General features: G+C 34.5%; 11 protein-coding genes. 9 read left to right on the top strand and 2 right to left on the bottom strand.

Features of this window, described 5'->3' with window-relative positions; genetic code table 11:
* Positions 1-10: 10 nt before the first annotated feature.
* Positions 11-757: a dienelactone hydrolase family protein gene (locus M2265_RS03330; protein ID WP_132767816.1), complete on the bottom strand. Its 747-nt coding sequence runs from the start codon at positions 755-757 to the stop codon at positions 11-13.
* A 421-nt stretch (positions 758-1,178) separates the two neighbouring features.
* Here M2265_RS03330 and M2265_RS03325 point away from each other — a divergent pair, with 421 nt between their 5' ends.
* From M2265_RS03325 to M2265_RS03295, 7 genes are all read left to right on the top strand, one after another.
* Positions 1,179-2,408, top strand: a complete 1,230-nt coding sequence (locus M2265_RS03325) for a hypothetical protein (protein ID WP_132767818.1) — start codon at positions 1,179-1,181, stop codon at positions 2,406-2,408.
* Between the two features lie 276 nt (positions 2,409-2,684).
* On the top strand, positions 2,685-3,083 hold the full coding sequence (locus M2265_RS03320; protein WP_132767820.1) for a hypothetical protein: 399 nt from the start codon (positions 2,685-2,687) through the stop codon (positions 3,081-3,083).
* Between the two features lie 162 nt (positions 3,084-3,245).
* Positions 3,246-4,184 carry a ketopantoate reductase family protein gene (locus tag M2265_RS03315; protein WP_132767822.1) on the top strand — a complete coding sequence of 313 codons (939 nt, stop codon included), beginning with the start codon at positions 3,246-3,248 and terminating at the stop codon, positions 4,182-4,184.
* Positions 4,185-4,361: 177 nt separating this feature from the next.
* Positions 4,362-4,856, top strand: a complete 495-nt coding sequence (locus tag M2265_RS03310) for a GNAT family N-acetyltransferase (RefSeq protein ID WP_132767824.1) — start codon at positions 4,362-4,364, stop codon at positions 4,854-4,856.
* A 53-nt stretch (positions 4,857-4,909) separates the two neighbouring features.
* The gene (gene bla / locus M2265_RS03305; protein ID WP_165905819.1) at positions 4,910-5,809 is read left to right on the top strand and encodes a class A beta-lactamase, subclass A2; all 900 of its coding nucleotides are present in this window, start codon (positions 4,910-4,912) and stop codon (positions 5,807-5,809) included.
* An 843-nt stretch (positions 5,810-6,652) separates the two neighbouring features.
* Positions 6,653-7,096 carry a hypothetical protein gene (locus tag M2265_RS03300; protein ID WP_132767828.1) on the top strand — a complete coding sequence of 148 codons (444 nt, stop codon included), beginning with the start codon at positions 6,653-6,655 and terminating at the stop codon, positions 7,094-7,096.
* 195 nt (positions 7,097-7,291) lie between these two features.
* Entirely contained in the window at positions 7,292-8,398 is a 1,107-nt protein-coding gene (locus tag M2265_RS03295; RefSeq protein ID WP_132767830.1) for a serine hydrolase domain-containing protein, read from the top strand.
* Positions 8,399-8,559: 161 nt separating this feature from the next.
* Here M2265_RS03295 and M2265_RS03290 read toward each other — a convergent pair whose 3' ends face one another.
* Positions 8,560-9,297, bottom strand: coding sequence for a hypothetical protein (locus M2265_RS03290; RefSeq protein ID WP_165905820.1), 738 nt, complete (start codon positions 9,295-9,297; stop codon positions 8,560-8,562).
* Between the two features lie 595 nt (positions 9,298-9,892).
* On the opposite strand from M2265_RS03290, the gene M2265_RS03285 reads away from it, so the two are divergent.
* Positions 9,893-11,218: a hypothetical protein gene (locus M2265_RS03285; RefSeq protein ID WP_132767834.1), complete on the top strand. Its 1,326-nt coding sequence runs from the start codon at positions 9,893-9,895 to the stop codon at positions 11,216-11,218.
* Between the two features lie 9 nt (positions 11,219-11,227).
* On the top strand, positions 11,228-11,638 hold the full coding sequence (locus tag M2265_RS03280) for a Dabb family protein (RefSeq protein WP_132767836.1): 411 nt from the start codon (positions 11,228-11,230) through the stop codon (positions 11,636-11,638).
* The last annotated feature ends 5 nt before the right edge of the window (positions 11,639-11,643 follow it).

Here is an 11,643-nt window from a genome sequence, read left to right as displayed (position 1 = left end):
TTCCTGAAATCTATAGCTGTTTACTAAATAGCCATTTCTGAAGTTCATCTGTTAGTAAATAAGGGATTACAATGTTGTTATGATCGAGATTTTTAAACGTTGTGAAGACAAGCTTGGCATTACCATCTAATTTTTTGTATAATACTTCGCTTCCGCTGTATGGATTACTTGTGTCTTTTTCTCCATGAATTAGCCAAATATCCTTATGCTTTAGTTTATCAAGGTTTGATAAGTCAGGAACAGCGGCTATAGAAACTATTGCGGCAAATTTTTCAGGGGCTAGGTTGATCAAATTTTGAGCTGTTGATGCGCCCATAGAATAGCCAATTAGATAAATTCGATTCAAGTCAATATTGGGATGTCCCTTTTCTAGTTTTTTAATCAGAGTCAAAATTTGAATAGCATCTTTTGATGGACTAGCTGTCAACATCCCTTCCGCATTCTGCGAATAGGTAGAGGAACGCTGTTCAAATTGAGGTGCTAATACAAAGCAATTAAATTTGTCAAAGATATCATCCCTTACCCAAGTTCGTGCTAAATGTTCCAATTGATTTTTGTTATCATTGCCTTGTCTTGAAGAATTATGAAATGTAATTACAAGCGGATATTTTTTAGTTGTAGTAAAGTTCTTTGGAAAAAGGAATCGATAGGGGATTTTAGTACTTTCATTTGTAAATACTTTTTTTTGAAATATATCTACGGGTAATGCGCTTAGTATATTTCTAGTCTCTGTAAACCTGGTGCTATCAATAGACATTTCGTTAAATAAATGTGTTTGCGCATGGGAAAAATTGCAAATGAATATACTTAAAAAAATGATGATTTGCAGTTGGATTCTGTTGTTATACATTTAGTTTTCTATTTCGGTTGACTAAATTACATTTTTTTATTAATCTGAATATATCAGATTTTGTTTACGAGCAGCTTAATCAACCTCACGATGGTTGGTTACGATCAAAAGACATACTCCTTCAAAAGGATTATGTGAATTGGAGTGCAATGAGCGTGAAGTGTAAACAAGTAAACCTGATCAAATCGTAAAAGGGATAAAACGTATTGTAAATAACTTCTTGTTTTATCATTTCATACATTAATTTAGTCCTTGTTAAGGATTATATCTGAGCCAGTAACAATAAATTACCAATAGTTTAGATCATTAAAAATTTAGAAAGATAAATATGAAAAGAATATATCAAATAATTATTATACTTTTTTTTCTAACCAGCAGTAATTGTTCAAATGGTCAATCCAAGCAGGAATGTCTTGATATGCTCAATGATAATCTACTGTTGCTTGATAACTTCTTGCATGCCGATAAATATGAACCCTCGGATCTCCGAGATTTACGGGCTAATTTTAGTGATCTGCAAGATCTGACGCAAAATGATAGCAAGATAGAGGAAAGCTATTTTTTTCCCAAAGGATATCCGCCAATAACAAAATATGTATATCCTAATACATTAATTGAAATCCGGTTTGATCGATTTAATATATCCAATATCCTTGGAGATGGATATAATTTTACCTTAGATTTCTTAGATAACATCCCGGATGCAATTTTTAAAGTAAAAAAAATATACTTTTTAGATGGAACAATCGAAGGGGGCGAAGACATTTCGGTTGATAAAATAATTTCCCCGCAATTTGGTCATCAAACGTTGGTACTTAAAGGCACAAAACCAATCAAAAGCTTTGATTATAGTATGGAGACCAATTTAAGCAAGGAAATTATTTATGAAATTAGTACAGCAGGACAAACCATACAGACCTCTGCAGGGCAAATCGAAATCGTACACTATGGCAATGGATATGTACGCGTCAAAGTTCCTGAATCAATGCGGCATGTCATAAAAATTGAAGCAGAAAATGCACAGGGTCACAAATTGTCAAAAGTGATGTCTGGAAATGGAGCTGCTTATAAAAGTGAGTACCTCAGACCTTATATAGCAGCTATTAAAAATGCCATAACACAACTTGAGAATGATAAAATTACATGTGCAGAAGCCTATAATAAGTTTTCATATGAGCAGATTATTGCAGACTTACAGCGCAAGGAGAACTCTTTGTTTCTAACTGAATATTTTGTTTCTGATTTTAAGAAAGCATCTATCGTATTTTGGGATAAAACACAATTAGACAGAAAGCACTATTTGCGTAATTCCGTTGACCAGTCTGATGGAGTGCCTGAAACCTTTTATGAAAGATGTGCTTGCGCTGTCGCACAGGATAAAAAGACCGAATTATTTGGAATTATTGGTTTGGATGGAAACTGGATCATCGCACCAAGTTTTTTAAAATTAACTCCCAACTGGGGAAATAAGAATTTATTTAGAGGACAACCATCTGATGAAGAGAAGAGTTATGAATATAGGTATGATAAGGAAAAAAAATCCTTGACCAAAATGTAACCCCTTCCTAAGTAATAAGCGACTCTAAAGAATACATACAATAAAAATATCTCCTTTCTTTTGGCATTATATGGAAGTGTCCTATAGTTTAGAGGAAATGTATGGGTAATGATATCAACAAGTACGGCATTACCTTCATTAATCAGTATATCTTTATTCCTAGAGAAATTGCTTTGATAGCGTTTCATGCAGATAACTTACCATCTCCGGGTTAATTATAAAAATACATATATGGCTCCGTTGGTATGATATTTGGTTTAAAAGAGAAAACTTTATATGGAAAGAGCTATTAAAATATTTTTGATGGTGTGTGTCGTTAGTTTTATTTGCGGCAGTTGTTCAAAAGAATCTGATTCAGATTCATCAAGCTATCAGATCACTTACACTTTAAAGGGACCTGCCACAACGGCACAAGTTCAATATACCCCTACAATTACAGATCCTTACAATATTCCAGATAACTATGAAGAGATTGTTAGCGTTCCTTGGCAAAAGACAGTAACATTGATAGATGCTGTGGGGGGAGCAGGCTTTTCCGTATCCATCGACGGCGGAATACCCGGAGCGAAATATCAGATGTCAATTCTAGGTAAAGATGGTAGTATCTTAAAAGATGGAGAGTTGGTTCTGGATAATGAAGGCTATGGGGTCTTTTTGATAAACTATTATAAATAGTTAAAGAGATCAATACTAAAATAGAAATGAATAGAAAAGAGCTTATGAAATTTACAATTCATAAGCTCTTTTTCTATACTTTGATTTTATTTATAAAATTGACAAAACTTAGTTTATATTCACTTTTGATTATTTTTATTGATAAACATAGTTAAACAAACAATGGAACAGCATATATTAATTGTGGGATTAGGCGGAGTAGGCGGGTATTTCGGTGCCATGTTAGCACGAAAGTATGAAAACAGCGATATTTATATTAATTTTTTGACACGTGGAAATCACCTTAACGAAATACAGCAACAGGGATTAACTGTTGTTTTGGAAAAAGAGACCTTTACAATCAAACCTTATAAAGCTTCGGATCAGGTGGAAGAGTTCAATACGATGGATTATATATTCCTATGCACCAAATCGTATGATCTTGAAGAGACAGTGAGTTCGTTACATACATGTGTGGGCCCAAGCACAGTTTTTATACCACTGCAGAATGGCGTCGACAGTAAAGAGCGTATTAAGAAATACTATCCAAATAATTTAGTTGTCGATGGTTGCGCCTATATTGTATCTCGTTTGAAAGCGCCCGGAGTTATTGAAGTAACGGGGAAATGGGGTACCATGAATTTTGGATTAGATGGAGAACATGATGTACGGCTAGAAAGGTTACATGATCTTGTTCAAAAAGCCGATATCCATGTGAATTATTCAGATAAAATAGAAAAAATAATATGGGATAAGTTCATATTTATATCTTCTATGGCGACGGCTACCTCTTATTACGATTGCTCGATTGGTCAAGTTATAGAAGATCCAGAAAAAAGGCATGCTGTTATTAGGCTTATTCAAGAAGTTGAAGCCTTAGCACTACGAAAAGGGATTGTGGTTTCAAAAGATATTGTGAATGAAACGTTATATAAAATGGAACAGATGCCCTATGATGCGACATCATCTATGCATACAGACTATATCAATAAAAAACCACAAACAGAGCTGGCATCGCTAACACATTATGTCATTTCTGAATCCACGAAGAATAATCTTCCAACAATAGTCTATCAGTGTATGTATGATGACCTTCAACAAAAGACAATGTCTGATCGTTAATTTTCGAAGATATTTAATTTATATCAATTCAAAAATTAATATAGTATATAAGCAGCGGGTCATTATATGTGGCCCGCTATCTAATAAGATCAGTCCCTACAACACGCGTCGATAAGTTTTATGAAAGTTAAAGTAGAAAAGCCACATGCGCGGAGTTTCATTTTAGAAATATAAAATATGCAGATAACCTTAGTCAAATATGTAGCAGCAGATTTTGATTATTTCAAAAGACTGGTCAGTGATTTGGAGACAATGAGATACATAACTGGAATCGAGTGGGAGGAAATCGAGGCTAGATTACAGTTTGACGCAATGCTTGAAATCAATGCTGTAGAGGAAAGTTTAGGATTTTTTAAGGTAGTTAATCAGAAAAACGAATTTATAGGAAATTGTTCATTGGAATGCTATAAATACGATGCTGCAATTCTTGAAATAGGATATGTTCTTAAGAGAGAATTTTGGCGAATGGGTTATGGATCAGCAATTCTACAACGGCTCGTCCATAAAGCTAATAATTCATTCCCAGGCATGGATGTGATTGCCATTATCGATCCAGAGAATCAGGCATCAAGAAAATTACTTGAGAAGAATGGTTTTGTTTGTTATTTTAAGGGGGTGGAAGACAGTAAGTTTGCTGAAAAGTTTATCCTTAAAAATTTTCACACATACTAAACCAACATTTATTCGTTTTTTATACTTTTACTTTTATGGTCAATTTCAAAAATATGAAGTACATTTTAGTTGTACTATTGTTTATTCCACAGCTGATGCTCGGTCAACAAAAGAAGTTTATTCAGCAACTTCAAGAAAGGATAAAACACATTATAGATACTACTGGAGGAAATATCGGAGTAGGGGTACAGGGAATGGATTTTAAAAGTGGTTTCATCATAAACGGGAACCATGAGTATCCAATGATGAGTGTTTTCAAGTTTCCGCTTGCTTTTGCTATTCTAGATAAGGTAGATAAGGGCGAACTGAAACTCAGTGATAAATTTCATATGCCGAAAGCATCTTTGGATACCAACACATGGAGTCCGATGGTAAAAGATTTCCCTAATCAGGATCTTGATGTCACTTTAGCTGATCTGTTAACTTATGCCGTTTCAAAGAGTGATAACAATGCCTGTGATTTTCTATATACAAAAGTCGCTGGTGGCCCAGTTGCGGTAAATCAATATCTCCATCATGCAGGTGTAAAAGATATCTCGATCGTCTATACCGAAGGAGAGATGGAAAAAGATTGGGCGTTACAATATAAAAATTGGTGCAAACCTGCAGGAGCGATTAAATTGCTGCAGCTCTTATATAACCAGCAATTACTCTCAAAAACGAGCAACGATTTTCTTATCCAGATAATGAGAGAATTGCCTGATTGGGGCAAAAGAATTACAGTTCTTCTACCACCAACAGCTGAATTAATTCATAAAACGGGTGCGTCAGGAGTTAACAAAGAGGGGATAATGGCTGCATTTAATGACATCGGTATTATCACATTACCCAATGGTCAACATCTCGCAATAGCAGTATTTGTCTCTGATTTTAAGGCGCCCCAACAAAGAGGCATAAATGTAATTGCAGCAATTTCGAAGGAGATCTGGGATTACTATGCATCAAATCCATAAGGAGAACCATAATTTTTTTAGTAATGGCTATCTTTAATGAAAAGTATATGCCCTTCATAAACATCAAAGGGGTCTAATTTTCATTAGACCCTTTATCTTGGCGTTTAACTGCACAGTAATTTTTGTGTTTCTTATCGTTTCCTCTTTTTTGTTTCGTCATCCAAAAGATTATGGGTCAATTGGATTTATTACTGTACTACCGTCATTTATCATTTTACACTTTTTTGGGAAAGTATGTTTGTTATTGTTTCTTATAAAAAGAACACCTGTTGCCTAAAATAGTTTGAAAAAATTTGAAAGAATTACATCAATCTATTTCCTTCATTCATCGAGTTTTCTTTAATAGTTGGTCAGAGGCATTTAAAGCAGTTTTTAATTGATTATTTTAATATGCGGTCAAATGTTATGTGGCACCACCAGAAAGTCTTTCGGTAATATCTTGTTCTACTTGTGGCCGTATAAACGCTTAGCATTACGGTCATCATCAATTTGAAATGCTACAAAACCTTGCAATTTAAGTTCATTATTGAATTCTGAAATTCTGGAGACCATTTTCGTTTCCATCGGTAAAAGTTAAGAAAATCAAATTTAATAGTCGTTATTACAATTTCACTATAAAACGATTTGTATTTTTTAAAATTCATATTTCCACTCTTTTGAGACGTAGCTAAAACTACGGATTCCAATAAATCCAGTTGTTTCTATATATGAAAACATCATAATCATGAACTTTTTAAACATTAATTTTCCCTTATTTGAGAGTATTCTATTGCATTATTAATTTAAAGCTTTATTTTTGTGGTTGTTACATTATAATGAACAGGATTACAAAGTTGTTTTTTGATGATGGATAATAATTGTGATTTAATCTTAGGATCATTTTATACTAAAAAGTTAGTAGATCAACTTCAGCTTTCGATGTGTATATTTCTAAATAAAGAAAGACGTAAGGCAATTGGTTTATTTTTGGCGGCAGATAAAAATGAAGAAGGGGAATTATTAATTAGTTACGTACAAGATAATATTGGTAAGCCTTTATCACTGATTATAAATAAAGATGTGGTATTAAGCAATATCAATCATAAAAAAGAAAACTTTTATTATTGGCAGGGCACTGTCGGTACAATTCGAAGTTTGTTGCAGCTATTGGATTTCTATTGTATTAATGAGTTAGGCCAAAAACCTGTTATTTCAATTGTTAGTCATCCCTTTGTTATCGAAATCATGCATATGTTAGAGGAAATTGAAAAGAGAAATCTGCAGATTGAAGCAAAGCTAAAGCTTTAAATTCGTTTGGATACTAAATATCCGACGTTAAAAATTGAAGCTTTGATGGACAAAAATGAGCTAATCCTTTTCCTTTGTTGGCCAAATAAATTTTTAACTGAAGTCTTTTTTAAATAAGTTTCAATACGATTTGGTCTTTAGTAAGTAAGTTGTATATTAGATAATTAACTGTTTTCGCCTTTAAATTCCTTCTATATGAACAGAAATCAATTTGTATTCATTTTTATGGCAATTTGTATGCTGACCATGTTGTCAAGTTGTAAATTTGGTCGTTTCATATGGTATAATTTTGCAGACATTGATGATTACAAAATTTTTCCCACCCGGGAGCTACAAGCTTCTACAAAGCCTTTTACTTTCTATACTGCAAGTAAGGAATCGGTTCCGAGCAATAGAATATATGAAGAGGTAGAGCTTTCGTTTGATAATTTTTTAGATCAGACAAAATCTGTCGCTTTTTTGGTTATCCGCAATGATAGTATTCTTTATGAACGTTATTTTGATGACTATGATACCGCTTCAATTGTGCCTTCGTTTTCTATGGCTAAGTCCGTTACTTCGATGCTCATCGGTTGTGCCATTGACGACGGGCTTATCAGTTCTGTTCAAGATCCGGTAAGTAAATATGTCCCTGAAATGGCAAAAAATGGATTTGATAAGGTGACGATAGAGCATTTGTTACAAATGACTTCAGGTCTTAAATTTAATGAAGGTTACTACAATCCTTTTGGAGAAGTCGCCACATTTTATTATGGCCTTGGTTTGCGCAAGAGTACCGAGAATCTAAAGCTGGAAGCAGAGCCCGGAACCCGCTTTGCCTATGCGAGTGGTAATACCCAGATTTTAGGGTTGGTGCTGGACCATGCATTAGCAGGAAAATCAATTACTGATTATCTGCAAGAAAAGATATGGCAACCAGTAGGGATGGAGTATGCTGCCTCCTGGAGTATCGATCAAAAGAAAGACGGTATAGAGAAAACCTTTTGTTGCCTGAATGCGCGGGCACGTGATTTTGCAAAATTGGGACGGTTGTACCTTCATCAGGGGAATTGGGAAGGAAAGCAGTTGGTTCCCGCAGATTGGGTGAAGGAATCTACACGAGTTGACAGTACCGGTGGAAGCTCTAAAAACTATCAGTACCAATGGTGGTTGCCTACACAGAATGGCGATTTTATGGCGCGGGGTATCCTTGGACAATATATTTATGTGAATCCACAAAAAAACTTGGTTATCGTTAGACTGGGACACAAAGTAGGCACCAATTGGAGTGAAGAGTTTGTACGCCTATCTGATGAATATTAAGGTGGGCTACTTTCTTTCTAAAATTCACCTATCTCAACAGTTTTAAAACAAGGAGGCTTGGGGTAGGATTGGTATTCCTTGAGTATTCATCAAAATTATAGAGAAGCGTTATGCTATCCAATATTGAAATTACCCAAAGTACTAAGGAAGTGCTCATTTTTTTACTGCTTAACAACCCTGTTGAATTCCTCCAATAGTATTTCATTTTCTGTTAAGACCATATTTTCTATATGAAATTTCTGATTGCGAAATTGCCAGTTACGTGTTCCGTCAATAACTTTTGTTAAGTCCATTTTCTCGACCCTTACAAGTTCTTTATGAATATCGATCTTTAGGAAAGTCTTAGATGCAGGTGCAAACGTTTTAATTTTCTTTTCTTTACCATCTTCTTCTGTAGTCATGCTGTTAATTTCCAAAAGCAAAAGATGATCATAAATATGGTAATGGCAGAAATACGTTCTTTTAACATCTGTTTCCTGTATTATAGTAGCTTGGCCAAATGTTGTAAACTGAATTAAATCATGCGATGAATTCGGACCTTTGAACCAGTATTGGTCTGTTGTTAACCCAACGGTTCTTCCCATTTCGATTACATTCAAGCGATCATTTCCAAATAATACCGCTACTCTGGTATCGTTAAAGTCTTTCAACGTTAATTTGCTCGGAGTTTCTTCTTTAGAGACAGTTAGTCCGCTGCTATACTTCTTGTTTACACGCAGCCTAATTTCTTTTATATAGGGATCGTAGGTGTACGTTCCTTCACTGGTATTTACAGACCATATAGCACCAGAATATCCATTGTTGTAGACAAAACTTCCATCATCAGCAAAATAAAAGTTTTTAAAGAGTGGGCCTTTAGACCATGACCAAAATTCATTAAATAAAAAGCTGTTTTTCATTTCAAATGTATTTTTCATTTGTCCATACGCTACCATATTTAGTAGGAACATTAATTTTAGTAAACAAATTTTTATCATCTTTAAGCATTTAGTGAGCATGTCTACTCGTGAATCCCTTTACCAAAATTAGGATTATTTGACCCATTTCTATCATGCTACTATCCAATGGTATAAGTGCAAATATAGTATATATCACCAAATCATCTAAAATTTGTAACCCTTAATGCAGCGAGTAGCATCACTTTACTTTTGTTCAATACGTAAGGCCTGAAAGCAATTCTTTAATCATCTTAGCGTTTCCCTATTCATTTTATGAAAGTCCTAATAGATTTGTGTACAGATCTACTAAAAAATCAAGGAGCTCGACGATTAAATTTTTTTTCAATTTCATTAAAATTTAACGTTTTTTTCTCAAAGTGTATTATTCGTTTTTTGTAAAAAACCTAAATAAAGATTTATCTGAATACATAAATCTTTGCAATGCCTATTTAAAGCACCTTATTAATTCATATTTCTAATAGATTTCTAATTATTTGCCTCTATATTCCAAACTAAATTTGTCTTAACAAAAGAATCAAATTAAAGACAGATTATCATGAATAAAAAGCCGCTATTAGCGTCGTTGTTGTTGACCGTAGGTCTAACTGGTATACATACAAGTAATGCGCAGACAAATGATTTTGGAAATCCAAAACTCATACACTATCTAAATAAGGAGCATACCCGTTATGTTAGCTTCAGTGGCTATGCAGAACTTTGGGCACGTTACACACAATTAAATCCAGGCAGTCTTGTTAATAATGAGCAGGTAGGTAGTATGTCCGATTTGTCCCTTCGTCGCATTCGTGCCAAGATGACGTATAAACCAACTGAAAATTTATATTTCGTATTACAGATGGGGCCTACAAATGTTAATGTGAACAGTAAAAATAACACCTATATGGATTTACTTGATGCGTATGCAGAATATAGCTTTAGTCCAAAGCTTGCAATAGGTGCCGGACGTTCGACCTGGAGAGGACTATCCCGTTTTACAACAGGCCCGCAAGCAACTTTGCTCTATGATCTACCTCTATATGCTACATCAAACACCGGCATTACCGATATGACTGTTCGTGAGATGAGTGCTTATATTAAAGGTCAATTGGGACGATTTGATTATCGCTTAGTCCTTGCTGATCCCTATACCGCTACGACTGCAGATCCAGCATTGAATGTTGCTAAATTCAGTAAAAATGAAGCCCGCAAAGATGTATCCGGCTATTTTAGATATGCCTTTTTTGACAAGGAAAATAATGAAACACCTTTTAATGCAGGAACATATGTAGGAAAGAAAAAGGTGTTAAGCGTAGGTGGAGGTTTTGAATATATGCACAATGCATTATGGCATTTAGATGCTGATAAAGCAATACAAAATGATGATATGAAAAGTGTTGCTCTTGATGTCTTCTATGATGCTCCTGTTAATAAGGAAAAAGGAACTTCTATCAGTGCATATGCTATGGCCATGCACAATGACTATGGCCCTAATTATATCCGGTTCTCTGGAACAAATAATCCAGCTACGGGAATAGTTGCAGCGAATGCAAGTTTAAATGGATCCGGAAATGCATTACCTACTGCGGGAACGGGTAATACATTTTATGCCCAAATAGGAGGTACATTACCTTATTTCAGTCGCAATAATCACAACCTGCAACTACAGCCAGCAGTCTCCGTACAATTTGCAAACTACAATGCTTTAAAAGATAATAGTGCAATATACGATGCCGGGATATCGCTATTATTTCACGGAAGTAGTAGTCGCTTGACTTTTGATGCACAAAATAGACCAATTTATAATTCGAATGCGGTAAACGAAAGTTTGGTAACAGATCATAAATGGGCATTTATTCTTAAATATCGAATTGATTTTAATTAAATATATAACATGAAAAGGAAAAATTTCATACAAACATTAGGAACAGTTGGCGTCTTAGGCGTTACAAGTTCTACCTTATTAGCTGCTGATCATAAAAAAAAGAAACCTGTGTTTTTTCATTATTTACTTTTTTGGTTAAAACCTGAGCTTTCAGTAACGCAAGTTGAAGAATTTAAAGAATTTTTTGAAGGACTTAAAAAATTGCCATATGTCAAAAATGTGCGTTACGGCAAACCAGCTGCTTCAAGTCCACGTACGGTTTTAGATAATAGCTTTACCTATAATGCAGCTATGGAATTTGATAGTCTCGAGGAGCTGGAAGCGTACGGCAAATTACCACAACATCTTGCTTTGGTGGCTAAGTACAAGCCCTATTTTGACCGTATGATGGTTCATGACACTGTATTTGAAAATTTGTAAAAAAA

The organism is Sphingobacterium kitahiroshimense, assembly GCF_025961315.1.
In the GTDB taxonomy this organism is placed as follows: Bacteria; Bacteroidota; Bacteroidia; order Sphingobacteriales; family Sphingobacteriaceae; genus Sphingobacterium; species Sphingobacterium anhuiense.
Note: the sequence above shows the minus strand (reverse complement) of the source record. Positions and strands in the feature narration are given on the sequence as shown.

Excerpts from the sequence above, each read along its gene's own strand:
- M2265_RS03290 (WP_165905820.1), bottom strand. The coding sequence starts at position 9,297 with ATGAAAAACAGCTTTTTATTTAATGAATTTTGGTCATGGTCTAAAGGC.
- M2265_RS03285 (WP_132767834.1), top strand. The coding sequence starts at position 9,893 with ATGAATAAAAAGCCGCTATTAGCGTCGTTGTTGTTGACCGTAGGTCTA.
- M2265_RS03330 (WP_132767816.1), bottom strand. The coding sequence starts at position 757 with ATGTCTATTGATAGCACCAGGTTTACAGAGACTAGAAATATACTAAGC.
- M2265_RS03295 (WP_132767830.1), top strand. The coding sequence starts at position 7,292 with ATGAACAGAAATCAATTTGTATTCATTTTTATGGCAATTTGTATGCTG.
- M2265_RS03320 (WP_132767820.1), top strand. The coding sequence starts at position 2,685 with ATGGAAAGAGCTATTAAAATATTTTTGATGGTGTGTGTCGTTAGTTTT.
- M2265_RS03315 (WP_132767822.1), top strand. The coding sequence starts at position 3,246 with ATGGAACAGCATATATTAATTGTGGGATTAGGCGGAGTAGGCGGGTAT.
- M2265_RS03310 (WP_132767824.1), top strand. The coding sequence starts at position 4,362 with ATGCAGATAACCTTAGTCAAATATGTAGCAGCAGATTTTGATTATTTC.
- bla (WP_165905819.1), top strand. The coding sequence starts at position 4,910 with ATGAAGTACATTTTAGTTGTACTATTGTTTATTCCACAGCTGATGCTC.
- M2265_RS03280 (WP_132767836.1), top strand. The coding sequence starts at position 11,228 with ATGAAAAGGAAAAATTTCATACAAACATTAGGAACAGTTGGCGTCTTA.
- M2265_RS03325 (WP_132767818.1), top strand. The coding sequence starts at position 1,179 with ATGAAAAGAATATATCAAATAATTATTATACTTTTTTTTCTAACCAGC.
- M2265_RS03300 (WP_132767828.1), top strand. The coding sequence starts at position 6,653 with ATGATGGATAATAATTGTGATTTAATCTTAGGATCATTTTATACTAAA.